The sequence below is a fragment of the Georgenia sp. SYP-B2076 genome, assembly GCF_003991205.1.
Lineage (GTDB): Bacteria > Actinomycetota > Actinomycetes > Actinomycetales > Actinomycetaceae > Georgenia.
In genome coordinates this window covers 166506-191443 of the sequence record NZ_RXOZ01000032.1, presented here as the reverse complement: position 1 = coordinate 191443, position 24938 = coordinate 166506, and the positions used below count along the sequence as shown (strand labels likewise).

The following is a 24938-nucleotide window of genomic DNA, read 5'->3' as shown; positions in this document are numbered from 1 at the left end:
ATGACGGAAACGACCACCCGGCGTCGGGTCGCCCCGTCGCCGCGCGAGCGGGACGATCGGAGCATGGACGGCGCAAGCCTCGATGGCGAGGTGCTGGCGGCGGTCGCGGGACGGCTGACCGCGGTGGATGGCGTGGTCGGCGTGACGCGCGCCGGAGGAAGGCCGCGCGACGACCACCACCCGGACTCCGACGTCGAGCTGGGCCTGTACTACCGGGCGCCGCTCGACGTCGGCGCACTCGGCGTCGTCGCCCGTGACGTGTACGGTCCGGGCGCCGAGGTGAGCGCCCCCGGGGAGTGGGGGCCGTGGGTCGACGGCGGGGCGTGGTTGCGGGTGAAGGGCGTCGCCCTCGACTGGACCTACCGGGACCTGGACCGTGTCCGGTCGGCATGGGAGGGCGCGCAGCGCGGGGTGTTCGCCTTCCATGCCGAGGTCGGACACCCGTTCGGGGTGCCGGACTTCGCGTATGCCGGGGAGCTGGCGCTCGCCGTCGTCCTGGCCGACCCCACCGGTGAGCTGGCAGCCCTCAAGGACGAGTTCCAGGAGTACCCGCCCGCGCTGCGCCGCGCCCTCGCGGACTGCCTCGGGGAGGCCGTGCTGCTCGTCGAGGTCGCCCTCAAGGCCGTGCCGCGCCGGGACACCACCTACGTCGCGGGCTGCCTCTTCCGGGCCTTCACACTGTGCGCCCACGCGATCCACGGCCACGCCGGGCACTGGCTGGTCGACGAGAAGGGGGCGATCACCGCTGCCGACCGCCTGCCCGGCGCGCCGGAGGGCTTCTCCGCACGCGCGCACGGCATCCTCTCGGCGCTCGGCATGGCGGCCGAGCCGCTCGAGGTCGCGGTCGACAGCGGCCTTGTCCTCGTGCGGGACGTCATCAAGCGCCTTCGTTGATCCCGCCGCGAGCCGCCGCCGCCCGCCGCATCGGCGGGCGTGCGCACCGTGGCCGGACCAGACCGCCCGGGCCACCGGCGGCGCGGCGACGGCGCGAGACCTACGCTGGGCCCATCAACGAGGGAGGCCACATGTCTTCGCAGCCAACCGGGCAGCCGCCGCACTCCGGGCAGCAGCCGGGCACCGGGCAGCCGCCCGTGCCGCGGCAGCCGCCGTCTGACCCTGCGGGCAGCGGCCACGACCCGCACTTCGATCCGGTCCTCCTCGAGGAGGACGAGACCGTCCCGCCGCGCCCCGAGGAGGAGGCGGCGGACCTCCTGCGGGCCGAACCGGACCCGCAGGACTGACGGCGCGCGGGCTCAGCCCGCGTTCCCGACCTTCTCGCCCTCGCGGAAGGCGGTGCGGCGCGCGGCCTCGTGCAGGCGTTCGAGCCGTGCGGAGAAGTCCCGCGTGCGGTCGCTGAGCTCCTCGAACCGTTCCCGCGGCAGGCGGAGGTCGTCGGCGAGGTCGGCCAGGGTCTGCCACAGGCCGAGCTGGCCGGCCACCGCGCTGCGCATGAGCTCCAGCTCGAGCACGAGGCTGAGCGGGGACCGCTGCGTCAGGCGGCCGTTGAGCTTCAGGCGGCCGACGCGCTCTGCCACCCAGGCCGCGGCCTGGCGGTACGGGCGTCGAGGCAGCTCGAGGGCGTCGATGACGGCGCGCAGGGCGGTGCGCGCCTCCCCGATCTCGCTCGCGAGCCGGGCGAGCTCCGGGCCGAGCTCGGTGTCGGCGTAGGCCCCCGACATCCTCTCGATCAGGTTGTGCCCGCCGGTGGCGCCGGTGAGGTGGTCGGAGAGGTAGAGGCCGAGCAGGCCCGCGTCGATGTGGCCTGGAACATGGGCGTCCATGACGTCTCCTGGGGTTTGGCTCCCGCGGTGGCGGCCCGCCGCCTCCTCGGGAGCGTCGCGGAACTGGGTCTCGTGCGGGCGCATCGGCGAGCTGGCGGTGCCGCGGCGCTCCACCATCCCGAGGAGCATCTCGCGCAGGGTCTGCTCGGCACTGTGGCGCGGCGTCCAGCCGAGCACGGTGCGGACCCGGGTGGTGTCCATGACGGGCACGCCGACGGCCATGTCGAGCCACCCGGCGTCCGACGCCAGCAGGCGCGCCTCCCAGGCCAGGGCCACGACCGGCCGGATCAGGCCCGGCGGGACCTGGATGAGGCGGCCGTGGTCGATGATCCGGGCGAGGTCCTTGGGCCAGAGGATCTCGTCGGCGGCCACGTTGAACGCCCCGCCCGCCCGTTGGAGGACGACCTGCAGGTAGGCCTGCGCGACGTCGTCCGCGTGGACCACCTGGAGCCTGATCCCGGAGGGCAGCGGCAGCATGGGCAACGTGCCGGGCCGCAGGAGCCCGAGCGGCACGAACGGCCCGAGGAAGTACCGCACGATCTCGGCCCCGGCGTCGGCCTGGAAGATCAGCGCCGTGCGCATCCGCGTGACGACGACGCCGGGGTTCGCCACCTCGAAGGCGTCGAGCACGCGCTCCTGGGCCGCCTTGTCCACGCTGTAGTGCGAGGTCCGGATGCCGCCGGTCGCCCAGTTCTCGTCCCGGGGGATGTCGTCGTCCACGGGCGAGTAGGACGCCCACGAGGAGGCGACCACGAGATGCTTGACGCCGGCGCGGGCGCTCGCCAGGGCCACCCGCCGGGTGCCGTCGACGTTCGTGCGGCGCAGCTTCTCGCGCTGCCGGTTGGGCTGGATGAGCCACGCGAGGTGGATGACGGCGTCGACCCCCGTCAGGGCCCGCGCCAGGCGCGCGACGATCGCCTCCTCCGCGGCGTCGTCGGCCGCGGGTGCGCCGACGTCGGCGCTGGCCCACTCCGCCGCGTCGTACGGGCTCGCGCCGCGGTCCGGCACCCGGCGGGAGAGGCCCAGCACCGAGGTCACCGAGGGCTCGGCCACCAGGGCGCGCACGACGGCCGTGCCCACGTTCCCGGAGCCTCCGACGACGGCGACCCTCACGGCCGACCCTCCGTCGAGGGCGACCCGGCCGCGCCGTCCGGGTTGGCCGGGAGCGTCGGGTCGAGCACGACCTTGATGTAGCCGTCCTCCTTCTTCTGGAACTTCGCGTACGCCGACGGCGCGTCCTCCAGCGGCAGGCGGTGGGTGCGCAGGTCGAGCACCCCGAGGGGGTCGGACGGGTCGCTGACCAGGGGCATGAGGTCGTCGAGCCAGCGCCGGACGTTGGCCTGGCCCATCCGCACGGTCAGCTGCTTGTCGAACATCTCCATCATCGGCATGGGGTCCACCGCGCCGCCGTAGACGCCGGAGAGGGAGACGGTGCCTCCGCGGCGGACCGTGCTGAGCGCCTGGTGCAGCGCGGCGAGGCGGTCGATCCCGAGCTTCTTGATCAGCGGCCGCGCGATGAGGTCCGGCAGGTAGCCGGCGCCGGCCTGCGCCCCCTTGGCGACGGGCGAGCCGTGGGCCTCCATGCCCACGGCGTCGATCACGGAGTCCGGACCGCGGCCGGCGGTCAGGCCGCGCACGGTCTCGGGCAGGTCGGTGACCTCGCGCAGGTCGATGGTGTCCACCCCGTGGCGGCGGGCCATGGCCAGACGCTCGGGGACGAGGTCGACGCCGATCACGTGCGCCGCGCCGCGGTGGCGCGCGATGCGGGCGCACATCTGCCCTACCGGTCCCAGGCCGAGGACGACGACGGACCCCGCCATGGGGACGTCTGCGTACTCGACCGCCTGCCAGGCGGTGGGCAGGACGTCGGAGAGGTAGAGGTAGCGCTCGTCGGGCTCGTCGTCGGCGGGCACCGGGATGGGCCCGTAGTGGGCCTGGGGGACCCGCAGGTACTCGGCCTGCCCGCCGGGGACCTGGCCGTAGAGCTTCGTGTACCCGAGCAGCGCCGCGCCCTTGTCCTGGTCACGGACCTGCGTGGTCTCGCACTGGCTCTGGAGGCCGCGCGTGCACATCCAGCAGGACCCGCAGGCGATGTTGAACGGGACCACCACCCGGTCGCCGGGCCTGATGTGCGTGACCTGGCGGCCCACCTCCTCGACGATGCCCATCGGCTCGTGCCCGAGGATGTCGCCGGCGTCGATGAACGCCCCGAGCACGCCGTACAGGTGCAGGTCGGAGCCGCAGATGGCGGTCGAGGTGACCCGGATGATCGCGTCGGTCGGTTCCTTCAGGACGGGGTCGCGGACGGTCTCGACGCGGACGTCCTCCTTGCCCTGCCAGGTCAGTGCGCGCACGTGCTGCCTCCTCGTGGGGCGGCGCGCCGCGGAGCTGCCGCCGCCGGTTCGTCGGTGCCTCGCTGCACCGGGTGGCCGGTGCTCGTGGAGCTGGCTCAGGCGTGGCCGGTGTCGACAGCCTCGTCGTCCTCGCCCTCGGCCTGGTCCGGCTGCTCGGCGCCCTCCCGGGAGCTGAGGCTCCCGGGGTCGGCGTCGGGGTCCTTGGCCGGGTCGTAGGGCTCCTCGGAGGGATTGGTCGGGGTGGAGGTGTTCTCGCTCATACGTCCACGGTGGCACCGCCCCGCCGCGGTCGCATCCGGGGACCTCTCCGCGTTCCGGAGTACTTTCCTCGGCCCTGGCCCGAGGGAAGTACTCCGGAGCGGAAGTGGGTGACAGATCGGCCGGCGCCGGGACAATGAGGCATGGCCGGACGCCGGCGGGTCGCGCGCGCGCGCCGCCTCACGGCGGCCGCGCTCGCCGTGCTGCTCCTCGGCGCGTGCGGGACCCGGTCGCCCGAGGAGCGCCCGCAGCCCACCAGCGCGCCGGCGACGACGGAGCCGGGCCCCACGGCCGTGCCGAGCCCGGCGCCGGCCCGCGTCGTCGCGAGCGGTCTCGACGTGCCGTGGGGCCTGGCGTTCCTGCCGGACGGCTCCGCGCTGGTGACCCTGCGCAACCGCGGTGAGGTGCTCCAGATCCGCGAGGGGCAGCCGCCCCGGAGCCTCGGCAGGGTCGCGGGCGTGGCCGCGCAGGGCGAGGGTGGGCTGCTCGGTGTCGCCGTGTCCCCGGGCTTCGCGCGGGACGGCGCGGTCTTCGTCTACCTCACCGCCGCGGACGACAACCGGGTGGTGCGCCTGCACCTGGCCGGTGGCGTACCGACCCCCGAGGCCGTCATCGTGGAGGGCATCCCCCGGGCGGGCAACCACAACGGCGGGCGGCTCGCCTTCGGGCCGGACGGGTACCTCTACATCGCCACGGGCGACGCCGGGGAGCCGTCCCGCGCCCAGGACACCGGCTCGCTCGGCGGGAAGATCCTGCGGGTCGACGCGGACGGCCGCCCCGCCCCGGGCAACCCGTTCGGCAACCGGGTGTGGTCGCTCGGGCACCGCAACGTGCAGGGCATGGCGTGGGACGCCGACGGGCGGATGTTCGCGAGCGAGTTCGGCCAGGACACGTGGGACGAGCTCAACCTCATCGAGCCCGGCGCCAACTACGGCTGGCCGGAGGTCGAGGGGAATGGCGGGCCGGCGCGCTTCACGGACCCGCTGGTGCAGTGGCCCACGGACGACGCGTCACCGAGCGGGATCGCGGTGGCGGATGGCGCGGTCTATCTGGCGGCGTTGCGCGGGGAGTCCCTGTGGCGGGTGCCGCTCGTGCCGGGCGGCGACGTCGTCGGCAAGCCCGAACGGCTGCTGGAGGGGACGTACGGGCGGCTGCGCACCGTGGTCACCGACGACGCCGGGGACCTGTGGGTGGTCACGAGCAACACCTTCCGCGGCGACCCGCGCCCCGGCGACGACCGGGTCGTGGTGCTCGACCCGGCCGCGCTGGGCTGAGGCTCACCGCTTCTCGTCGACCTCGTCGACCTCGTCGGCGTCGGCGGTGTCGCCGCGGGACAGCCGCAGCGCGCGGCCCTTCTCGATGTCCTCGCGCTCCTTCGCCGCCTTCTTGTCGCTGGCGCGGGTGTCGCGGGGCGGCAGCTGGACGCTCTCCTCGGCCGGGATGCCCGCCTGGAGCTCGCGGCCGCGCTCGAGCTCGGCGTCGAACTCGGCGCCGAAGAGCAGGGCCAGGTTCATGATGTACAGCCACAGCAGGAACACGATGACGCCGGCGAGCGTGCCGTACGTGGCGTCGTAGCTGCCGAAGTTGCCGACGTAGAACGCGAAGGCCAACGAGGCCAGCGCCCCGATGACGATGGCGATGATCGCGCCGATGCTGATCCAGTGGAACTTCGGCTGCTTGATGTTCGGGGTGACGTAGTACAACAGCGCGATGATGACGATCACGACGGCGAGCAGGACTGGCCACTTCGCGATGTTCCAGGCGGTCACGGCGGCCGGGCCCAGGCCGATCGCGTCGCCGATCGCGCGGGCGATCGGCCCGGAGACCACGAGCAGGACCCCGGCCAGCGCGACGAGGACGAGCATGACCGCCGTCAGCACGTACATCGTGGGCCGCAGCTTCCAGAACGGCCGGCCCTCCGGGATCTCGTACATCCGGTTCATGGCCCGCGAGAACGCGTTGACGTAGTTCGAGGCCGTCCACAGCGCCACGAGGAGGCCGAGGATGAGGCCGAACCCCGGCGCCGGCGCCGACGTGAGGCGGTCGATGATGGGCCCGAGGGTCTTCATGGCCTCCGCGGGGACGAACTTCTCCACCATGCCGACGATCGAGTTGGTGGTGCCCCCCTGCCCGACCAGGCTGAGCACGGACACCAGCGCGATGAGCGCCGGGAAGATCGAGAGCACGGCGTAGTACGTCAGCGCGGCGGCGATGTCCGTGCACTGGTCGTCGAGGAACTCCCGCAGCGTCTTGCGCAGCACGTAGCCCCACGACGGCTTCTTGATCTCGGTGGGGGAGTCCGGCTTCACGTCGTCGTCGGGCTGGGCCGTGCGGTTCTGGGACGCCATGGCGGTCCTCCGGGGGAGTCGGGGGCCGAAGCCGGTTTCTCGTGCAAGGTTGCGCCCGCCGCGCCCACCCCGCAACCGGGCGGAACGGGCGGCGCCTGGGCCCCGCCGTCGCCCGGATGCGACCCGCCGACGCCCGTGCCACCGTGGGGCCCGCGGAGAAGGGCAGCACCCGTCGCCGACCCAACGGGGGAACGATGCTCGCGCACAACGTGGCCGAGGGCGTCCACCGCCTGGAGCACGCCTACGTCAACTGCTACCTCGTCGAGGACGACGACGGCCTCACGGTCGTCGACGCCGGGCTGCCGGCCTTCTGGCCGCTGCTGGGCCGCGCGATCGGGGAGCTCGGCTTCGCTCCCCGGGACGTCCGGGCCCTCGTGCTCACCCATGCCCACTTCGACCACGTCGGGGTGGCGCGGCGGCTGCAGCGGAGGCTGGGGATGCCGGTGTGGGCGCACGAGGACGAGCAGTTCCTCGCGGCCCACCCCTACCGGTACGCCCACGAGAACATGCGCGGCCTCTACCCGGTGCGCTACCCCCGAGCCGTCCCGATCCTGACGGCGATGGCCCGGGCGGGGGCGCTGTGGGTGCGCGGCGTCGAGGGCACGAGGCCCTTGGTGCCGGGGGCGGAGCTGGACGTGCCCGGCCACCCGCGCGTGGTGTTCAGCCCGGGGCACACCTTCGGGCACTGCGCGCTGCACCTGCCGGGCCGCGACACGCTGCTCAGCGGCGACGCCCTCGTCACGCTCGACCCGTACACGGCCCGCACGGGCCCGCGCATCATCGCGGGGGCGGCGACGGCGGACTCCGCCATGGCGCTACGGTCCCTCGAGGCGCTGGCGGCCACCGGTGCGCGCACCGTCCTGACCGGCCACGGCGAACCGTGGCCGGGCGGCATCGCCGCCGCCGTCGAGCATGCCGTCGCGGCGGGGCCCGCATGAGCGGCGGCCCGAGCGGCGGCGCGAGCGCGGGCGGCGGCGCCGAGGCCGAGGCCGAGGACCGCGGGGCCGGGGCCCCCGGGGTCACCGTCGTCGTCGCCAGCCGCGACCGGCGCGAGGAGCTGCTCGCGAGCCTCGCCCGGCACCGCGCCCCGGTGGTCTACGTCGACAACGCCTCCACGGACGGCAGCGTCGCGGCGGTCCGCGAGCGGCACCCGCACGTCACCGTGGTGCCGCTGCGCCGCAACGCGGGCGCGTTCGCCCGCACCATCGGGGTCCGGCGGGCCCGCACCCCCTTCGTCGCGTTCGCCGACGACGACTCGTGGTGGGCGCCGGGCGCGCTCGTCGACGCCGCGCGGGTGCTGGCGGAGCACCCCTCGCTCGCCCTGCTCAACGGGCGGATCCTCGTGGGCCCCCAGGAGCGGCTGGACCCCGTGTGCGCGGAGATGGCCGATTCGCCGCTGCCGCCCGCGCCGGGCGTGCCCGGCGCGGCGCTCCTGGGTTTCGTGGCGTGCGCGGCCATGGTCCGCGCCGAGGCGTTCCTGGCCACCGGCGGCTTCGACCCCGTCGTGCGGTTCCCCGGCGAGGAGGAGCGCGTAGCCCTCGACCTCGCCGAGGCGGGCTGGGCGATGACGTACCTCGACGACGTCGTCGTGCACCACCATCCCTCCCCGCGCCGCCACGCCCCCGACGAGCGCGTGCGCGCGATCACCCGGTCGAGCCTCCTCACGGCCGCCATGCGGCTGCCGTGGGACAGGGTGGCCGCCCGCGCCCGGCGCGCCGTCGCCGCCGGGGCCGCCACCCGGGCCGGCGCGCTCGACGCGGCCCGCGACCTTCCCCTCGCCCTGCGGGCCCGGCGGCCGACGTCGCCGCGGGTGCTGGAGCTGCTGGACCTGCTCGAGCGCCCGGGCGGCGGCCACGCCCGGCCCGCGCCGGTGCGAGAACCCACCCCGGCCGCCGAACGAGGAGAGCACCCATGAGGACGCTTCACGACGCGGGACGTGCGGGACGGGCGGTGGTCACCGGCGGCGCGGGGTTCCTCGGCAGCCACCTGTGCGAGACGCTCCTGGCCCGCGGCTGGCAGGTGGTGTGCCTGGACAACTTCCTCACCGGCACCCCGGCGAACCTCGCGCACCTCATGGGGCGGCCCGGCTTCGAGCTGGTGCACTGCGACGTCACCGAGAACACCCATGTGCGGGGCGCGGTCGACCTCATCCTGCACTTCGCCTCGCCCGCGTCCCCCGTGGACTACCTGCAGCTGCCCATCGAGACGCTGCGGGTGGGGTCCGTGGGGACCGAGCGCGCCCTCGCCCTGGCCAGGGACAAGGAGGCGCGGCTCGTCCTCGCGTCCACGTCCGAGGTGTACGGCGACCCGCAGGTGCACCCCCAGCCCGAGGACTACTGGGGCCACGTCAACCCCATCGGGCCGCGCGGCGTCTACGACGAGGCCAAGCGGTACGCCGAGGCGCTGACCACCGCCTACCGTTCCACGTACGACGTCGACACGGGCATCGTGCGGATCTTCAACACCTACGGGCCGCGGATGCGCCCCTACGACGGCCGCGCGATCCCCACGTTCATCCGCCAGGCCCTCGCGGGCGAGCCGCTGACCGTCGCCGGCGACGGCAGCCAGACCCGGTCCGTGTGCTACGTCGCCGACCTCGTCGAGGGCGTCCTCGCGATGGCGGCCGCCGACCATCCCGGCCCGGTGAACATCGGCAACCCCAGCGAGCGGACCGTGCGCCGGATCGCCGAGGACGTCCTGGCGGCCACCGGGTCGGCCTCGCCGATCGAGCTCGTCGAGCGCCCGGTCGACGACCCGGAGGTCCGCCGGCCCGACACGACGCTCGCCGCGGCCGTCCTGGGCTGGGAGCCCCGCGTCCCGTGGGAGGAGGGCCTGGGGCGGACCGTGGAGTGGTTCGACGCCGCGCTGAGTGCCTCCGCGTGACCGATGGGGCATGCCCACGGAATCGGACTGGTCGCGGCGGCGTTGTTCCGCGCCACCGACGCCCTGAGCTGGACCGCCGTCTCCCCCGCCCCGGTCATCGCGCCGGGCGAGCGCTTCACCGCCGCCAGCTGAGGGGCTGCCCCTGCCGGCCCGCCAGGAGCGCGTCGGCGGCGGCGGCGGCCTCCTCCCGGGTGACCGCGGCAAGCGCCGGGTCCACCTCGGCGGCGTGGGGATCGCCGGGGGACGTGCCGTGCCAGATGACGGTGTGGCGGTCCGGGTCGATGGCGGGGCCCCACCACGCCGGCGGGGTCGGCCCGAACAGGAGCACCGACGGCGTGGCGAACGCCGTGGCGAGGTGCGCCACCCCGGTGTCGCCGCACACGAGCAGGCGGGCGCGCCCGATCAGGGTGGCCAGCGCCGGGAGGTCCAGCGTTCCGGCGACCGAGCGCACCGACCGCGCGCCGCCGGCGGTCCGGGCCACCTCGTCGCACAGCGCCCGCTCCGCCGACGAGCCCGTCACGAGGACGGGGTGGCCCGCCCGCGCCAGGCGCCGGGCGAGCCACGCCCACCGCTGCACCGGCCAGCGCCGCGACCCCGACGCCGCGCCCGGGTGGAGCACGACGTCGGCGCCGCGCGCGCCCGGGGACGGCAGGCGCAGGTCTTCGACGTCGCACGGGCCGCCCGCGGAGCGCACCAGCCGGCACCAGCGCCCGACCTCGTGCTCGTCCGCGCGCCAGTCCGGCCCGCCCGGGTGACCCGCCGCCGCGCACGCGAACCCGACGAGCTCCGCGGGGCGGGTCGCGGCCAGCAGCCGGTGGCTCTCGGGCCCGCCGCCGTGGAGGTTCACCGCGACGTGGCGCCCGCCCCGCCCTTCGCGCCCGGGCCACGTGAACGGCGCGAGGCCGGCGGTGGGCAGCACCTCGTCGACGACGCCGAGCCCGCGCAACCACCCCCCGACGGTGGGCGGCGCGGCCAGGACGACGCGTCGCCCCGGCCAGGCGCGCCGCACGCCGCGCAGCGCCGCGATGCCGGTGACGGCGTCGCCGAGGCCGAGGGCGCGCAGGACGAGCACGTCGCCGTGCCCGGGGTCCGAACCGTCGGTCACGGCCAGGAGCTCTCCCCGGACGCCATGACGAGCATCTCGCGGATCTCGCTGCCGACCGGTTGGCGCAGCGCCGTGAGGACGGTGGCCGCGGTGTGCGCGGGGTCGTTGAGGTCGGCGTCCGGACCGGGCTTGTACTGCTCGGTGCGTCCGTCGAAGAACGGGGTGCGCATCCCGCCGGGCACGAGGAGCGTGACGCCGACCTTGCCGGCGAGCTCGGCGGCCAGCGCCTGCGTGAAGCCACGGATGGCGAACTTCGAGGCGCTGTAGGCTGTCGCGTCGCTCACGCCGCGCAGCCCGAGCGTGGAGGAGACCGTCACGACCGTCCCCCGCGCGCGCTCCAGGTAGGGCAGGCAGGCGCGCACGACGGCGACCGTGCCGAAGAGGTTGACGCGCACGACCCGCTCCCACGCCTCGGCGTCGATCTCCGCCAGCGGCCCACACGCGTCGATGCCGGCGGCGGTGACCACGGCCGACGGCGGCCCCACGGTCTCGGCGAGCCGCTCGACGGCGGCGGCGGCCGCGGCGGAGTCGGCGAGGTCCACCTGGACGTAGGGCACGCCCTCGCCGGGGGCGGCGCGGTCGAGGACGGCGGGGGTGCCGCCGGCCCCCGCGACGGCGGCGACGACGGCGGCGCCCAGGCCGCTGGACCCGCCGGTGACGAAGACGGTCCCGACGTCGCGCGGCGTACTGGTGGTCTGCTGGTTCATGCAGGTCTCCCTCAGGGTCGGGGCGCCCGGGCGAGCGCCGAGCGCTGGATGATCGTGCTGGTGGAGCGCCCGCCCAGGTAGGGCAGCAGGATGACGCGGCCGCCGTGGGCGCGGACCGTCTCGGCCTCGGGCAGGGGCGCGCCGCCGTAGTCCCCACCCTTGGCCCAGACGTCGGGGCGCAGGTGCGCCAGGGCGCGGACCGGGTCGTCCTCGTCGAAGACGACGACGGCGTCGACGCAGTCGAAGGCCTCCAGCACGCGGGCCCGGTCGGCGGCGCGCACCACCGGACGCCCGGGCCCCTTGAGCCGCGTGACGGAGGCGTCGGAGTTCATCAGGACGACGAGGTGGTGGCCGAGCCGCCGGGCCGCCTGCAACGTGGCGACGTGCCCGGCGTGCACGATGTCGAAGCACCCGCCGGTCGCGACCAGCGTGCCGCCGTCGGAGCGCAGCCGCGCGGCCAGGCGTTCGATCGCCGCGCCCTCGGTGGCGCCGGCCACCCCGTCGCCGGCACCGCCCGCACCGGCGGAGGCGCCGGTGCGCCGCGCGCCCCCGGCCGACGTCGCGGGTTCCGCGCCCGGCGCGCCGAAGGCGTGCCGGCCGGCTCCGCCGTCGCGGGCGCGGAAGGCCTCCGCGCCCCCCGCGGCGACCCAGGCCGACGCGTCGGCGACCGCCCGCTCGACGGCCTCCGAGAGCAGCGCGCCGGCGCCGAGCGCCACGGTCACGGAGGCGGCGAACCGGTCGCCCGCCCCGCAGGGGTCACCGCCGCGAGTCGCCGCGGCGGGCGTGAACACCGGCTCCGTCCCGGCCGTGGCGAGGAACGCGCCCGTGGCCCCGGCGGTCACGCACACCGCGCGGGCACCCCACGTGCGGGCCAGCCGGGCGGCCAGGACGTCGGGCGGCGCTTCGGCGGCGCCGACCTCCGCCGGGCCGCCGTCCGACGCGCCGCGGCGCGCCTCGGCCAGGTTGGGGGTGACCAGCGCGGCCCCGGGTACGGGCACGCCGCCGCGCGGGTGCGGGTCCCAGACGAGCAGGCGCTCGCGGGCGGCGTCGGCGAGCAGGGACCGCAGCACGGGGTGGTGGGTGACGCCCGCCCCGTAGTCGGAGACGAGGATCGCGTCGGCCGAGCCGAGCGCGGCGGCCACGGCCGCGGCGTCCACCTCGCCGGGGGTGCCCGGCCCGCCGTCGTCGACGCGCACCAGCGACTGCCCGCCGCTGCGCACCCGGGTCTTGCGCCGGGTCGGCCCCTCGTGCGGCAGCCGCACCAGGGTCACCGACGGCGCGAGCTGGTCCGCGAGCTGGTGGCTGGCGGCGTCGTCGGCGAGGGGGGCCACGAGGGTGACGCGGGCGCCCTGGGCGGCGAGGAGCGCCGCGAGCCCCGCGCCGCCGGGGCTGGCGCGCGTGCCGGTGACGTCCACGACCGGGACGGGCGCGTCCGGGCTGAGGCGCTCGACCCGGCCCTCGACGTCGCTGTCGAGGACGACGTCCCCGACGACGACGACGTGCGGGCGCCGGTCCGCCCCGCTCACGCGCTCGCCTGCCGCAGGGCGAGGGGCCGCGACTCGCGGACCGCGAGCTGCTCGTCCACCGCCGCGCACAGCGCGTGGATGGCCACGAGGTGCACGGCCTGGATGGCCGCGGTCGAGGGCGCGGGGACGCACAGGGCCTCGTGGCAGCGCGCCGCCAGCGGGTTGGGCGCCGGGCCGGTCATGCCCCACACCTCCAGCCCGAGGGCCCGCCCGCGCTCGGCGGCGCGCAGCACGTTGGGACTGCGCCCGGACGTCGAGAGGAGCACGAGGACGTCCCCCTCGCGCCCGTGCCCCTCCACCTGGCGGGCGAACATCTCCTCGATGCCGTAGTCGTTGACGATCGCGGTCAGGCTGGAGCTCTCCGCGCACAGCGAGATGGCGGAGAACGGGCGCCGCTCCGCGAGGAAGCGGCCCACGAGCTCCGAGGTCAGGTGCTGCGCCTCGGCGGCGCTGCCGCCGTTGCCCGCGGCGAGCAGCCGGGCGCCGCCGACGAGCCGCTCCGCCAGGCGGCACCCCCACGCCTCCACCGTGCCCGCGTCCTCGCGCAGGGCCGCGAGCCCCTCGAGCAGCTCGCGCTCGTGCTCGTCGATCCAGCCGAGCGCGCTCACGCCGTCGCCTCCCCGGCCCCGCATGCCGCCACCAGCGGGGCGTAGGCCCGCTCGGTGGCGCGCGCGACGCGGTCCCAGCCATACCGGGCGACGGCCCGGCGGCGGGCCCGGGCGCCGAAGCGGGACCGCAGCGCCGGGTCCGCGAGCAGCGTCTGCAGCGCCTGCGCCACCGCCGCCGCGTCGCGCGGGGGCACGAGCAGGCCGGTGGCCCCGTGCTCGACCGTGTCCAGCATGCCGCCGACGGCGCTCGCCACGACCGGCCGGCCGCACGCCGCGGCCTCGAGGGGGACGATGCCGAACGGCTCGTACCAGGGGGTGGCGACGACGACGTCCGCGGCCCTGATCACGTCGGGCATCCGCGCGTGCGGCACGCTGCCGAGGAAGCGCACCCGCCGCCCGACGCCGAGCCGGTCCGCCAGCTCGCGCAGCCGCCGGGCCTCGGGGTCGTCGCCGAGGCGGTGCGCGGGCGGCCCGCCGGCGATCACGAGCTCCGTGCCGGGGAGCGCGGCCAGCGCCTCGATCACCGTGTCCACGCCCTTGCGCTCGACGAGGCGGCCCACGCAGAGGAGCTGGTGTGCGTGCCCCGCGTCCGGCTCCCCGGCGCCCTCCGGCGACGGGGAGAAGCGCTGGACGTCGACCCCGCAGGGCACGACCGTCACGTGGGTGTCGGGCACCCCCAGGCGGCGCAGCTCGGCGACCTCGTCCGAGCACGTCGCGATCACCAGGTCCGCGCGCCGCGCGATGCGGGTCTCGGCGTCGACGCGGCCCACCGGGCTCGTGTCGCGGGCGCCCTGGTGGCGGCGCTTGACGGAGCCGAGCGCGTGGAAGGTGTGCACGACCGGCACCCGCACCATGCGGGCCGCCTCCAGGGCCGCCAGCCCGGACATCCAGAAGTGGGAGTGCACCACGTCCGGGAGGGTGCCCTGGCCCCACGCGCGCGCGAGCCACCGACCGAACTCCGGCATGTAGGGGACGAGCTCGTCCTTGGGCAGGTGGTCCGCCGGACCCGCGGGCACGTGCACGACGTGGACCCCGGGCAGCATCTCGACCTGGTCCGGCAGCGACGGGTCGTCCCGCCGGGTGTACACCGCCACCTGGTGGCCGGCCTTGGCGAGCTCGGAGGCGAGCGCGGCGACGTGGACGTTCTGCCCGCCCGCGTCGACACCGCCGAGGGCCGCCAGCGGGCTGGCGTGCTCCGAGACCATCGCGATCCTCATGGGCCTACCTCCTTCAGCAACCTCTGCCAGTCGGACAGGAACCGGTCCAGGCCGAAGCGACCCAGCGCGTGCCGGCGGGCCTCGCGGCCCCGTTCGCGCGCCTCGTCGGGGTCGCGCAGCCACCGGCGCGCGGCGGTGGTGAGGACGTCCGGGTCGGCGCTGACGACGCCCGCGCCGGCGGGCACGGACTCCGGCGCCGCGGTGGTGGCCAGGGCGAGCACGGGCATGCCCAGGCTCATCGCCTCCACGAGGGACAGCCCCAGGGAGGTCCACCGGTAGGGGTGCAGGTACGCGCGGTGGTGCGCGAGCAGCTCGTGCATGGCGGCCTGCGGGACGTCGTCGTGCAGGTGCCCGGCCAGCGCGGGGGCCCGCTCGGCCAGCGCCGTCATGCCCATGCCGTAGACCGTCACGGGCACCTGCTCCGCCATCGCCAGCAGCACGTCGGTGCCCGCGACCCGCCACCGGCGCACCGGCTCGTTGACGACCACGCCGAGCCGCTCGTCCTCCCCGGTGTAGCGGTAGCCGGGGTCGGGCACCCCGTGCTCGATGACGGTCGTGGGGGCGTCGCCGCAGTCCCACATGAGGGCGTTGAACGCGGTGACGTGCACGACGGGCAGGTCCCCGCGCTCCGCGAGCGGGTGCCGCGTGGCGGCCGCCGGCCCGGGCGGGGCGTTGTGCTCGACGTAGACCGCGGGCACGTCGACGCCCGCGCGCAGCCCGGTCCACCGCTCGAGCAGGTCGATCTCGTGGGGGCGCTGCAGCACGACGACGTCACAGCCCTCCGCGCGAAGCCCTGCCGGGGTGACCTCCCGGGCGCTCGCCGGCCAGGCCCAGGTCCGGGCGCGGCCGCGCCCGTCGGGGCCCCGGTCGGTGAGCACCGGGATCAGGTAGTCGTCCGCCCCGGCCACGAACGACGTGAGCCACGAGCCGTGCACGTGCCAGATGAGCACCCTCATGCCGGCACCACCGTCCTGGCCCTCGCCAGCGCGTGCACCGCCTCGACCACGCGGGCCGGTGCGACCCCCGTCAGGCAGGGATGGCCGGGGAGCGGGCACGCGCGCGCCCGGCTGCCGGCGCAGGCCGCGTGCTGGTCGCCGAGGACCTGGGCGTCCACGCCGTAGGGCGCCCAGCGCTCGGCGGGCACGACGGGGGAGAACAGGGACACCACCGGGGCGGCGACGGCGGCGGCCAGATGCGCCGGGCCGGTGTTGCCGACGACGACGGCGGCCGCCCCGGCGAGCACCGCCGCGAGCTCCGCGAAGCTCGTGCGCCCCGCAAGGTCCACCACCTCGGCCGCCCCGGCCCCCTCGGGTGCCGGCGCATCGGCCGCCCCCTCCGCGGCCGCCGCGACCACCCCTCGCCCTGCCGTCGCGGCGACCCGGGCGGCGACGTCGCGCTCCGCCGCCCCGCCGGTGACGACGACCGGCCAGCCCGCCGCCACGAGCGCCGCGGCGATGGCCCCGGCGTGGGCCGGGGCGATGGCCCGCGCCGGCACGGACGCCCCGGGGTGCAGGACCACGTACGGCCGGTCCGGCAGGAGGTGGCCGGCCGCGGGCAGCGGGCCGCGCACGGCGAGGCGGCCGTCGTCCCCGGCGGGCAGGGCGCCACCGGCCGCCCGCGCCAGGGCCAGCGCCGCCTCGACCTCGTGCAGGCCGTCCGGCCGGTGGTGGCGCACGTCCAGCAGCGAGCCCGGGTAGTCGACGCTGGTGGCCGCGACTGCGCCGACCCCGGCCAGGCGGGCCAGCAGCGCCATGGGCAGCGGGCTCTGGTGGAAGGACGTGAAGATCACCGCGCGGTCGTACCGGCGCCCGGCGAGCCCGGCGACGAGCGCAGCCACCGCGCCCGCGTCCACCGGCGGGGGCGCGAAACCGGTCCAGGGGGCGTCGAAGACGAGCACGTCGTCGACCCCGGGCAGCAGCCCGCCGGCCGCACGGCCGGCGGGGGAGACGAGGAGGTCCAGCCGGTCCGCGGTGGCGGCCAGCGCCCGCAGCGCGGGGCCGGTCAGCAGCACGTCCCCGTCGCTGTCCAGCCGCACGGCGAGCACCCGGGTCACGCCGCCACCTCCTCGCCGAGCCGGCGGCGCTCGCGGCCGCCGACCGGGCCGGCGGTCGCGCCCGTGGTCGGGCCGGTGGCGGCGCCCCGGCGGTCGGGCGCCGCGCTCGCGCCGGCGGACGCGCGGGGCCGGGCCATCCCCAGGACCAGGTCCGTGGCGGCGGCCAGGTCGGCCGCGACACGCGGCGCGGCCGCGACCTCCTCGCGGCGGGTCACGGGGGTGGGCGTGAGGACCGCCCGGGCCCCCGCGGCGATCGCGGCCCCCACGTCCGCGCCGATGTCCCCGACCACGGCGCACTCGTAGGGGGCGACGCCGAGCGCGGCGGCCGCGCGCAGGACCATGAGGCCGCCGGGCTTGCGGCAGGCGCACCCGTCTGCGGGGGCGTGCGGGCACACCTGGACCGTGTCGAAGGGGCCGAGGAGGGCCTCGACGCGCGCGTTCACCGCGCCGACCTGCTCGGCCGTGACGAGCCCGCGCCCGATCCCGGACTGGTTCGTGAGCATCCCGACGCGCAGCCCGGCGCGGCGCAGGCGCGCCAGCGCGCCGGCCGCGCCGTCCACCGGGCGCACGAGCGCGGGGTCGCCGTTGTAGGGCACGTCGTGGACGAGGGTGCCGTCCCGGTCGAGGAGGACCGCGCGCACCGGGGGCGGCCACGCGGGCGCCCGGCGGTGGGCGAGCGTCCCGCGCAGGCGGTGCCACACGGCGGCCGGCGGGATGACCACGCTGGTCACCGCCATGCGCCGCCACTCGCGGAGCCAGCCCTCCTCGGTCGGCAGCGGGCCGGGCTTGATGCGGCGGACGGTGAAGTCCGCCGTCAGGGCCCCCCAGGCGGCGGCCGCGCCGCCCGCCACCCGGGCCCGGCCGGTCAGCGCCGCCGCGCCCGCGCCCGCCGCGGCGGCCACGGTGGCCACGTGCCAGGGGAACCGGCCGCGCCCGGTGGCGGCGAGGGTCCGCCACGAGGGGCCGTGCAGGGCGCGCAGGAGCGCGTCGTCGGCCGTCCCGGCCTGGACGCGGATGCTGACGCGGTCGTCGGCGGGGCGCACGGGGTGCAGCACCTCCCGCTCGCCGCGGGCGAGCTCCCAGCCGGCGCGGCGCACGCGCAGCGCGAGGTCCGCGTCCTCGCGGTAGGCGCGCGGGAACCGCTCGTCGAAGCCGTCCACCGCCGTCAGCGCCGCCCGGCGGTAGGCCATGTCGGCGGTGATCCAGGCGGCGCCCTCGAGCCCGGCGGTGCTGCGCTCCCAGTCGGTCGGGCGCCGGTGCGCGGGCAGCGGCACCTGCACGCGGCCCTGGACGCCCCCGACCCCCGGGCCGGCCCCCGCCAGGTCCAGGGCGAGCCGGCTCGACCACCCGTCCGGCACCAGGACGTCGTCGTCGAGGAAGGCGACCCACTCGGTGCCCGTGGACCGCCAGCCGGCGTTGCGGGCGGCCGCCGGCCCCCGCCCGCCCGAGCGCAGCACGCGCGCCGGCCAGGGCAGTCCCGGCAGGGCCAGCGGTGCGGGGACGTCGGCACGCATGGGGCGGTCGTCCACCACGACGACCTCCGCCGGCGGGGCGTGCGCGGGATCGCGGCACTGCGCCGCGAGCCCCGCGAGGAGGACGCGCAGCGAGGGCCGCCCGATGGTGGGTACGACGACCGTGTACCCGGGCCGCGCCGGCGGCGGGGCGCTCACGGCCGGTCCCCGGCCGCGGCGACGGCGCCGACGGCGTCCGCCCGCCCGAACATCTGCGCCCGCCGCACCAGGTGCGGGCCGACGACGAGGGCGTCCACCGGCGCCGAGCCGAAGAGCTCGAGCGCGTCGCGGGGGTCGTCGACCATGGGCCGCCCGGCGGTGTTGAGGCTGGTGTTGATGACGACGGGCAGCCCGGTGCGTTCCTCGAACGCCCGCAGCATCCGGCCCAGCCGCGGCTGGGCGGCGGGGTCGACGGTCTGGATGCGGGCGGTGCCGTCCACGTGCACCGCGGCGGCGATGCGGGTGCGCCAGTTCGGGCGGACCGTGTGGACGAAGAGCATGTACGGGCTCGGCAGGGGCCCGTCGGTGAAGATCTCCGCGGCGCGGTCGGCGAGCACCATGGGCGCGACCGGGCGGAACTGCTCGCGGCCCTTGACGTCGTTGAGCCGTTCGAGGTTCTCCGCGTAGCCGGGGTGTGCGAGCAGGGACCGCTGCCCCAGGGCCCGGGGGCCGAACTCGCTGCGCCCGTCGAACCAGCCGATCACGCCGTTGGCCGCGAGGATGTCGGCCACCTCCCCGGCGAGGTCCTCCGGCGTCGTGAAGGGCACGGCGGCGCCGCGCAGCCAGGAGGCCAGCGCGTCATCGGACCAGGACCGGCCCAGCGCCGCGCCGGGCATCGGGACGGGCTCGTCCCCGCCGTTCGCCGCGGCCTGCAGGGCCGCGCCGAGCGCGGTGCCGGCGTCGCCCGCGGCGGGCTGGACCCACACCTCCTCGAACGGCGTCTCCCGCCAGATCCGCGAGTTGGCCACGCAGTTCAGCGCCGTCCCACCGGCCATGGTCAGCACCCGGTCCCCGGTCCGGTCGTGGACCCAGCGGGCGAGGTCGACGAGCACCTCCTCGAGCCGGGCCTGCACCGAGCACGCGAGGTCCGCGTGGTCACCGCCCCACGTGCCGTCGTCCACGCGCGGCGGGGCCCACCGCGACCAGTCGGGGACGGGCGCGACGAAGCCGCCGTCGTCGGTGACGCCGACGAGCTCGCGCAGCTCCTCCAGGTGGCGGGGCGTGCCGTAGGAGGCCAGCGCCATGACCTTGTACTCGTCGCTCGAGCGGAGGAAGCCGAGGTGCTCGGTGAGGGACTCGTAGAGCAGGCCGAGGGAGTGGGGCAGGTCCTGGCTCGCGAGGACCTCGAGCTCGCCCCCGCGGTACCGGCCGGCGAGGTGGGAGGCGTGCTCGCCGCGCCCGTCGAGCACCAGGACGCTGCTGCGAGGGTGGGGCGAGGCGAGTGCCGCTGACGCGGCGTGGGCCACGTGGTGGGGCACGAAGCGGACCGTCGCCGGGTCCAGCCCCGGCAGGGCGGCGGCGAGGAACTGGGGGGCGCGCGCGGCGTATGTCAGGCGCAGGGGGTCCCACGGGTCGTCGAGGCCCATCTCCTCCGCGGGCCGGGCCAGCGCGGGGTCGAAGGAGTAGGCGACGACGTCGAGGTCCTGGGGCCGCAGGCCGGCGCGGGCGAGGCACCACCGCATGGCCAGCTCGGGCAGCTCCCAGGCGGAGAACGGCACGGGCCGCTTGCCGTGCTTGCGCCTGCTGAAGCGCTCCTCCTCGGCGGCGGCGACCACCGCACCGTCGACGACGAGCGCGGCCGAGGGATCGTGGAAAAGGGCATTGACACCGAGAACTCGCATGAGGCGTGAACCTCCGGAAAATCGGACCAAGTCGCCACTGACCAACTGCGATGACACTGTCTAGCAGAGAAGCGCTTCTCGCACCTCGAGTCGCGGGCGACCTTTCCAGTTGCCGGTGCCGGGGCGGCACACCACTGTTGGCCGGTGACCACGGACACCACCACCGCACCCGCCTCCCGCCTCAGGCGGGCCGTCACGGGCAAGCTGCTCTTCCTGTTCATCCTCGGCGACGTGCTCGGGGCCGGGATCTACGCCCTCGTCGGCGAGCTCGCGGACGAGTCGGGGGGCGCCATGTGGGCGCCGCTCCTCGTCGCCCTCGCGATGGCCATGCTCACCGCGGCGAGCTACGCGGAGCTGGTGACCAAGTATCCCAAGGCCGGCGGGGCGGCGGTCTTCGCGCGGCGGGCGTTCGCGAGCCCGATGCTCTCCTTCCTCGTGGGCTTCTCGATGCTGGCCGCGGGAGTGACCAGCGCCGCGGGGCTGGCGATCGCCTTCTCCGGCGACTACCTGGCCACCTTCGTCGAGGTCCCCACCGCCCTCGCGGCCCCCGTGTTCCTCGCGCTGCTCGCCCTGCTCAACGCCCGGGGCATCCGCGAGTCCGTGCGCTCGAACGTCGTCATGACGGTCATCGAGGTCTCGGGCCTCGTGCTCGTCGTCGTGGCCGTCGCGCTCGCGCTCGGCGCCGGCCGGGGCGACGCGGGCCGGGTCCTCGAGCTCCCCGACGGGGTGGGGGCGGGCGCGGCCGTCCTTGGCGGCGCCCTGCTCGCGTTCTACTCCTTCGTCGGTTTCGAGACCTCGGCGAACGTCGCCGAGGAGGTCCGGGACGTCTCCCGGGTCTACCCCCGCGCGCTGTTCGGGGCGCTGGCCGTCGCCGGGGTGGTCTACGTCCTCGTCGGGATGGGGGCGGCGGCGATGATGGCGCCGGGGGACCTCGCCGGGTCGTCCAGCCCGCTGCTCGACGTCGTCGGGGCCACCGGTCTGGGCGTGCCGGCCTGGGCGTTCAGCGCCATCGCGCTCATCGCGGTGGCCAACGGGGCGCTGCTGACGATGATCATGGTCAGCCGGCTCGCCTACGGCATGGCCGACGAGGGGCTGCTGCCCGGTCTGCTGACTGCGGTGCTGCCGGGGCGGCGCACCCCCTGGGTCGCGATCGCCGTCACCACGGCGGTGGCGATGGCCCTCACGCTCGTCGGTGACCTCGCGGTCCTCGCGGAGACCGTGGTGCTGCTGCTCCTGCTCGTCTTCGTCAGCACGAACGCCGCCGTCCTGGTGCTGCGCAAGGACCGCGTGGACCACGCGCACTTCACGACGCCGGCCGCGCTGCCCGTCCTGGCCCTCATCTCGTGCGCTGTGCTCCTGACGCAGCAGAGCCTCCAGGTCTGGGCGTACGGCGCCGGGCTCCTGGCCGTCGGCGTAGTGCTGCACCTCGTCACGCGCCGGCCCGCCCGCGTGGCGGCCGCGGCGCGCTGAGGAGCGCGGCCCGCCCCCGGCACCTACCGTGAGGGCACCCTGCGAGGCGAGGGAGAGACGATGACGACTCCGAACGGCCCCGGCGGCCCATCATGACCACCGTCGCCGACGCTCTCGTCGCCCGCCTGCACGAGTGGGGCGTGCGGCGCGTGTTCGGCTACGCCGGCGACGGCGTCGACCCCATCCTCGGCGCGCTGCGCCGCCAGGACGCCGTGGAGCTGGTGACAGCCCGGCACGAGGAGATGGCCGCGTTCATGGCCACCGGCCACGCGAAGTACACCGGCGAGGTGGGGGTGTGCCTAGCCACGCAGGGGCCCGGGGCGGTGCACCTGCTGGCCGGGCTGTACGACGCCAAGCTCGACCGCAAGCCGGTGGTCGCGATCGTCGGCCAGGTGGTCACCACCGCCCTGGGGGCCGGGTACCAGCAGGAGGTCGACCTGGCGACCCTCTTCAAGGACGTCTGCGGGCAGTACCGCCAGACGGTCACCGCACCCGAGCAGCTCGCCCTCGCCGTCGACAACGCCGTGCGCACCGCGATCGCCACCTCCAGCCCGACGTGCGTGATCCTCCCGCACGACGTCCAGCAGGAGGACATGCCGGCTGGCGCCGCGCCCGCGCACGGCGTCGTGCCCACGGCCGCCGTCGTGGCCCGCCCCCGGGTGCTGCCCGAGGACGACGACCTGGCGCGGGCCGCGGAGGTGCTGAACGCGGGCGGCCGCGTCGCCCTGCTCGTGGGACAGGGCGCCCAGGGCGCCGCCGGCGAGGTGACCCGGGTTGCCGACCGGCTCGGCGCGGGGGTGGTCACGTCGCTGCTCGGCAAGCCCGTGCTGGACGAGTCGGCGCCGTACCACTGCGGGGTGATGGGGCACCTCGGCACGACCGCTTCGGCGGACCTCATGGGCGCGTGCGACACCCTTCTCATCGTCGGCAGCTCCGACCCGTGGACGGAGTACTACCCCGCGCCCGGCCAGGCCCGGGCCGTGCAGATCGACATCGCCGCCCGCAACCTTGGCGCGAAGTACCCCGTCGAGGTCGGCCTCGCGGGCGACGCCGCCGAGACGCTGCGCGCCCTGCTGCCCCTGCTCCACGAGAAGGACCGGGGCTGGCGCGCGCAGGTGGCGGCCATGGTCACCACCTGGCGGGACATCGCGGACCGGCGCTCCCGCGACGACGCCGACCCGCTCAACCCCCAGACGGTCGTCGCCCTGCTCTCCGACCGGCTGCCCGCGAACGCGCAGGTCGCCGTGGACGTCGGGTCGGTCGTGTACTGGTACGCCCGGTTCCTCCGGCTGCCCCCGGGCGTCCCGGCGCACCTGTCGAGCACCCTGGCGTCGATGGGCTCGGCGATGCCGTACGGGCTGGCCGCGAAGCTCGCCCGCCCGGACCGGCCCGTCGTCGCGCTGGCCGGGGACGGCGCCATGCAGATGAACGGGCTCCTCGAGCTCATCACGGTCGCCGACCGGTGGCGGGACTGGCCGGACCCGCGGTTCGTCGTCCTCGTGCTCGCCAACGGCGACCTGGCCGAGGTCTCGTGGGAGCAGCGGGAGATGGAGGGCGAACCGCGATTCCCCGCCTCGCAGGAGGTCCCGGCGTTCCCCTACGCGCGCTACGCCGAGCTCCTCGGGCTGCGCGGCATCCGGGTCGCGGACCCGGGCGCCGTCGGCAAGGCCTGGGACGACGCCCTCGCCGCGGACCGGCCCTGCCTGATCGAGGCCGTCGTCGACAAGGACGTCCCCCTCCTGCCCCCGCGCCAGCCGCAGGAGAAGGTCGACAAGACGCGCCGGGGCCTGGACCAGGAGCCGGGCGGTGGCGGCGGCGCGGCGGCCCAGCTCACGCGCCAGCTCCGCCAGGAGGTGGCGGCCCCGCCCGGCGCCGGCGCGTGACCCCGGGACGGGGAACTTCGTGCCAGATCGTGACCGGTTGTGCAGATCCCTGGAAGGAAGGCGCGCGGTCCCTTATCGTCTCGGTGAGCGCCCGAGCGCGCCCCGGACCCGTGCCGCCCGGCACGGCGCCGACGGCGCGCCATGGTCGCCTGGAGCAGCGCCGACTCGCGGGGCTGTCCGCCTGGAAGGGATATGTGCATGACGACAGGAACCGTGAAGTGGTTCAACGGCGAGAAGGGCTTCGGCTTCATCGCTCCTGACGACGGCAGCGCCGACGTCTTCGTCCATTACTCCGCGATCGCCACGAGCGGCTACCGCTCGCTGGACGAGGACCAGAAGGTCGAGTTCGACGTCACGCAGGGCCCCAAGGGCCCGCAGGCCGAGAACGTCCGTCCCCTCTGAGTTGACCTCAACCCCGACGGCGGCGCCCGGGCTCCCACCGGGGCGCCGCCGTCGGCGCGGGTGCCCGCCGGCGGACGGAGCGTATTCACCGGCGGACGGCGCGTGCCCACGGTCGGACGGCGCGTGACCGCCCCCGGGGCCGGGGCCCGCCGCACGCGTGTGCCCGCGGCGCTGGCGCGCGCCTGCCATCCCGCGCCCACCGTCGCGGTGACCGCGGTCGCCGTCCTGCTCGCCGCGGTCGCGGATGCGGGTCTGCGCACCGGGGCCGTCGTCGGCGCGGCCGTGCTCACCGGGCAGCTCTCGATCGGGTGGTCCAACGACCTGCTCGACGCCGACCGGGACGCGCAGGTGGGGCGCACCGACAAGCCGGTCGCCGCGGGGGAGGTCTCCCGCGCCGCCGTCCGCGCCGCCCTCGCCGTGGTGCTGCTCCTGTGCGCGGTCGCGTCCCTGGCGCTCGGGCCCGCCGCCGGGCTCGTCCACCTCGTGGCCGTGGTCGGCTCGGGCTGGGCCTACAACGTCGGGCTCAAGCGGACCGTGTGGTCCGCGGTGCCGTACGTGGTGGCCTTCGGGTCGTTGCCGGCCGTGGTGTGGCTGGCGGCCGACTCCCGCCTGCCGCCGGCGTGGGTCGCCGCCACCGGCGCCCTGCTGGGCCTCGGGGCGCACCTGCTCAACGTCCTGCCCGACCTCGCCGACGACGCGGCCACCCACGTGCGGGGGCTGCCGCACCGGCTGGGGGCCCGGGGCAGCGGCCTGCTGGCGCTCGGCTCGCTGACGGCGGCGTCGGCGGCCACCGTGGTGGGCCCCGCCGGCCCGACGCCGGGGTGGGCGTGGGTCGTCCTCGTGGCCGTCGCGGCGCTCGCCGTCGCCGCGCCGCGGGCCGGCGGCCGGGCGCCGTTCCTCGCCGCCCTGGTCATCGCGCTGACGGACGTCGTCCTCCTCGCCGTGCGCGGGCTGTGAACCCGCGACACGGCGGCGCGCGCACCTTAGGCTC

Annotated in this window: 24 protein-coding genes; 11 read left to right on the top strand and 13 right to left on the bottom strand. The window is 76.6% G+C overall.

What is annotated here, in order from left to right:
• Positions 1-63: 63 nt before the first annotated feature.
• Together EJK16_RS20300 and EJK16_RS13610 are read left to right on the top strand one after the other, a co-directional pair.
• Entirely contained in the window at positions 64-894 is an 831-nt protein-coding gene (locus tag EJK16_RS20300) for a DNA polymerase subunit beta (protein WP_127130191.1), read from the top strand.
• A gap of 131 nt (positions 895-1025) precedes the next feature.
• A complete protein-coding gene (locus tag EJK16_RS13610) occupies positions 1026-1241 on the top strand; it encodes a hypothetical protein (RefSeq protein ID WP_127130189.1) in 216 nt (71 codons plus the stop codon).
• A gap of 12 nt (positions 1242-1253) precedes the next feature.
• On the opposite strand, the gene EJK16_RS13605 is transcribed toward EJK16_RS13610, so the two are convergent.
• From EJK16_RS13605 to EJK16_RS19645, 3 genes are all read right to left on the bottom strand, one after another.
• Positions 1254-2894, bottom strand: a complete 1641-nt coding sequence (locus EJK16_RS13605; RefSeq protein ID WP_127130187.1) for an NAD-dependent epimerase/dehydratase family protein — start codon at positions 2892-2894, stop codon at positions 1254-1256.
• Complete coding sequence (locus EJK16_RS13600; protein WP_127130185.1) at positions 2891-4135, bottom strand: zinc-dependent alcohol dehydrogenase; 1245 nt, start codon at positions 4133-4135, stop codon at positions 2891-2893. Before EJK16_RS13600 ends, EJK16_RS13605 begins: the two co-directional genes overlap by 4 nt.
• 95 nt (positions 4136-4230) lie before the next feature.
• Positions 4231-4395 (bottom strand): hypothetical protein, encoded by a 165-nt coding sequence (locus EJK16_RS19645; protein WP_164737348.1) that lies wholly within the window; start codon positions 4393-4395, stop codon positions 4231-4233.
• A 141-nt stretch (positions 4396-4536) separates the two neighbouring features.
• On the opposite strand from EJK16_RS19645, the gene EJK16_RS13595 reads away from it, so the two are divergent.
• A complete protein-coding gene (locus tag EJK16_RS13595) occupies positions 4537-5667 on the top strand; it encodes a sorbosone dehydrogenase family protein (RefSeq protein ID WP_127130183.1) in 1131 nt (376 codons plus the stop codon).
• 3 nt (positions 5668-5670) lie between these two features.
• On the opposite strand, the gene EJK16_RS13590 is transcribed toward EJK16_RS13595, so the two are convergent.
• On the bottom strand, positions 5671-6741 hold the full coding sequence (locus EJK16_RS13590; RefSeq protein ID WP_127130181.1) for a YihY/virulence factor BrkB family protein: 1071 nt from the start codon (positions 6739-6741) through the stop codon (positions 5671-5673).
• Positions 6742-6935: 194 nt separating this feature from the next.
• Here EJK16_RS13590 and EJK16_RS13585 point away from each other — a divergent pair, with 194 nt between their 5' ends.
• From EJK16_RS13585 to EJK16_RS20465, 4 genes are read left to right on the top strand one after another with little or no spacing between them, the layout of a single operon-like run.
• Entirely contained in the window at positions 6936-7679 is a 744-nt protein-coding gene (locus EJK16_RS13585) for an MBL fold metallo-hydrolase (protein ID WP_127130179.1), read from the top strand.
• Positions 7676-8656, top strand: a complete 981-nt coding sequence (locus EJK16_RS13580) for a glycosyltransferase family 2 protein (protein WP_127130177.1) — start codon at positions 7676-7678, stop codon at positions 8654-8656. Before EJK16_RS13585 ends, EJK16_RS13580 begins: the two co-directional genes overlap by 4 nt.
• Positions 8653-9624 (top strand): UDP-glucuronic acid decarboxylase family protein, encoded by a 972-nt coding sequence (locus EJK16_RS13575; RefSeq protein ID WP_127130175.1) that lies wholly within the window; start codon positions 8653-8655, stop codon positions 9622-9624. The genes EJK16_RS13580 and EJK16_RS13575 overlap by 4 nt, the downstream gene beginning before the upstream one ends.
• Positions 9625-9627: 3 nt before the next feature.
• On the top strand, positions 9628-9756 hold the full coding sequence (locus EJK16_RS20465; RefSeq protein WP_255411506.1) for a hypothetical protein: 129 nt from the start codon (positions 9628-9630) through the stop codon (positions 9754-9756).
• On the opposite strand, the gene EJK16_RS13570 is transcribed toward EJK16_RS20465, so the two are convergent.
• Genes EJK16_RS13570 through EJK16_RS13530 form a run of 9 tightly spaced genes read right to left on the bottom strand, consistent with a single transcriptional unit; the run spans position 9740 to position 20192 of the window.
• The gene (locus EJK16_RS13570; RefSeq protein WP_127130173.1) at positions 9740-10729 is read right to left on the bottom strand and encodes a glycosyltransferase family 9 protein; all 990 of its coding nucleotides are present in this window, start codon (positions 10727-10729) and stop codon (positions 9740-9742) included. The two genes, EJK16_RS20465 and EJK16_RS13570, sit on opposite strands and share 17 nt — an antisense overlap.
• Positions 10726-11436 carry an SDR family oxidoreductase gene (locus EJK16_RS13565; protein ID WP_127130171.1) on the bottom strand — a complete coding sequence of 237 codons (711 nt, stop codon included), beginning with the start codon at positions 11434-11436 and terminating at the stop codon, positions 10726-10728. The genes EJK16_RS13570 and EJK16_RS13565 overlap by 4 nt, the downstream gene beginning before the upstream one ends.
• Before the next feature lie 11 nt (positions 11437-11447).
• Positions 11448-12962: a PfkB family carbohydrate kinase gene (locus EJK16_RS13560; protein ID WP_127130169.1), complete on the bottom strand. Its 1515-nt coding sequence runs from the start codon at positions 12960-12962 to the stop codon at positions 11448-11450.
• A complete protein-coding gene (locus EJK16_RS13555; protein WP_240646061.1) occupies positions 12959-13570 on the bottom strand; it encodes an SIS domain-containing protein in 612 nt (203 codons plus the stop codon). Before EJK16_RS13555 ends, EJK16_RS13560 begins: the two co-directional genes overlap by 4 nt.
• Positions 13567-14787, bottom strand: coding sequence for a glycosyltransferase (locus EJK16_RS13550; protein WP_127130165.1), 1221 nt, complete (start codon positions 14785-14787; stop codon positions 13567-13569). The genes EJK16_RS13555 and EJK16_RS13550 overlap by 4 nt, the downstream gene beginning before the upstream one ends.
• The gene (locus EJK16_RS13545; RefSeq protein WP_127130163.1) at positions 14784-15743 is read right to left on the bottom strand and encodes a glycosyltransferase; all 960 of its coding nucleotides are present in this window, start codon (positions 15741-15743) and stop codon (positions 14784-14786) included. Before EJK16_RS13545 ends, EJK16_RS13550 begins: the two co-directional genes overlap by 4 nt.
• Positions 15740-16840: a glycosyltransferase family 9 protein gene (locus tag EJK16_RS13540; RefSeq protein ID WP_205739761.1), complete on the bottom strand. Its 1101-nt coding sequence runs from the start codon at positions 16838-16840 to the stop codon at positions 15740-15742. Before EJK16_RS13540 ends, EJK16_RS13545 begins: the two co-directional genes overlap by 4 nt.
• Positions 16837-18510, bottom strand: a complete 1674-nt coding sequence (locus tag EJK16_RS20650) for an HAD-IIIA family hydrolase (RefSeq protein WP_127130161.1) — start codon at positions 18508-18510, stop codon at positions 16837-16839. Before EJK16_RS20650 ends, EJK16_RS13540 begins: the two co-directional genes overlap by 4 nt.
• The gene (locus EJK16_RS13530) at positions 18507-20192 is read right to left on the bottom strand and encodes a carbamoyltransferase C-terminal domain-containing protein (RefSeq protein ID WP_127130159.1); all 1686 of its coding nucleotides are present in this window, start codon (positions 20190-20192) and stop codon (positions 18507-18509) included. Before EJK16_RS13530 ends, EJK16_RS20650 begins: the two co-directional genes overlap by 4 nt.
• A 144-nt stretch (positions 20193-20336) precedes the next feature.
• Between EJK16_RS13530 and EJK16_RS13525 the strand changes: the two genes are divergently transcribed.
• The 4 genes from EJK16_RS13525 (at position 20337) to EJK16_RS13510 (ending at position 24904) form a co-directional block, all read left to right on the top strand.
• Positions 20337-21662 (top strand): APC family permease, encoded by a 1326-nt coding sequence (locus EJK16_RS13525; protein WP_127130157.1) that lies wholly within the window; start codon positions 20337-20339, stop codon positions 21660-21662.
• Between the two features lie 92 nt (positions 21663-21754).
• The gene (locus tag EJK16_RS13520; protein ID WP_127130155.1) at positions 21755-23545 is read left to right on the top strand and encodes a thiamine pyrophosphate-requiring protein; all 1791 of its coding nucleotides are present in this window, start codon (positions 21755-21757) and stop codon (positions 23543-23545) included.
• 198 nt (positions 23546-23743) lie between these two features.
• Positions 23744-23947, top strand: a complete 204-nt coding sequence (locus tag EJK16_RS13515; RefSeq protein WP_127130153.1) for a cold-shock protein — start codon at positions 23744-23746, stop codon at positions 23945-23947.
• Positions 23948-24070: 123 nt separating this feature from the next.
• On the top strand, positions 24071-24904 hold the full coding sequence (locus EJK16_RS13510) for a UbiA family prenyltransferase (protein ID WP_240646060.1): 834 nt from the start codon (positions 24071-24073) through the stop codon (positions 24902-24904).
• Positions 24905-24938 lie beyond the last annotated feature (34 nt).

Bases quoted from the DNA above. Each gene is read 5' to 3' on its own strand.
- EJK16_RS20300 (WP_127130191.1), top strand. From the start codon at position 64: ATGGACGGCGCAAGCCTCGATGGCGAGGTGCTGGCGGCGGTCGCGGGA.
- EJK16_RS13610 (WP_127130189.1), top strand. From the start codon at position 1,026: ATGTCTTCGCAGCCAACCGGGCAGCCGCCGCACTCCGGGCAGCAGCCG.
- EJK16_RS19645 (WP_164737348.1), bottom strand. From the start codon at position 4,395: ATGAGCGAGAACACCTCCACCCCGACCAATCCCTCCGAGGAGCCCTAC.
- EJK16_RS13595 (WP_127130183.1), top strand. From the start codon at position 4,537: ATGGCCGGACGCCGGCGGGTCGCGCGCGCGCGCCGCCTCACGGCGGCC.
- EJK16_RS13590 (WP_127130181.1), bottom strand. From the start codon at position 6,741: ATGGCGTCCCAGAACCGCACGGCCCAGCCCGACGACGACGTGAAGCCG.
- EJK16_RS13585 (WP_127130179.1), top strand. From the start codon at position 6,936: ATGCTCGCGCACAACGTGGCCGAGGGCGTCCACCGCCTGGAGCACGCC.
- EJK16_RS13580 (WP_127130177.1), top strand. From the start codon at position 7,676: ATGAGCGGCGGCCCGAGCGGCGGCGCGAGCGCGGGCGGCGGCGCCGAG.
- EJK16_RS13575 (WP_127130175.1), top strand. From the start codon at position 8,653: ATGAGGACGCTTCACGACGCGGGACGTGCGGGACGGGCGGTGGTCACC.
- EJK16_RS20465 (WP_255411506.1), top strand. From the start codon at position 9,628: ATGGGGCATGCCCACGGAATCGGACTGGTCGCGGCGGCGTTGTTCCGC.
- EJK16_RS13565 (WP_127130171.1), bottom strand. From the start codon at position 11,436: ATGAACCAGCAGACCACCAGTACGCCGCGCGACGTCGGGACCGTCTTC.
- EJK16_RS13550 (WP_127130165.1), bottom strand. From the start codon at position 14,787: ATGAGGATCGCGATGGTCTCGGAGCACGCCAGCCCGCTGGCGGCCCTC.
- EJK16_RS13545 (WP_127130163.1), bottom strand. From the start codon at position 15,743: ATGAGGGTGCTCATCTGGCACGTGCACGGCTCGTGGCTCACGTCGTTC.
- EJK16_RS13530 (WP_127130159.1), bottom strand. From the start codon at position 20,192: ATGCGAGTTCTCGGTGTCAATGCCCTTTTCCACGATCCCTCGGCCGCG.
- EJK16_RS13520 (WP_127130155.1), top strand. From the start codon at position 21,755: ATGACCACCGTCGCCGACGCTCTCGTCGCCCGCCTGCACGAGTGGGGC.
- EJK16_RS13515 (WP_127130153.1), top strand. From the start codon at position 23,744: ATGACGACAGGAACCGTGAAGTGGTTCAACGGCGAGAAGGGCTTCGGC.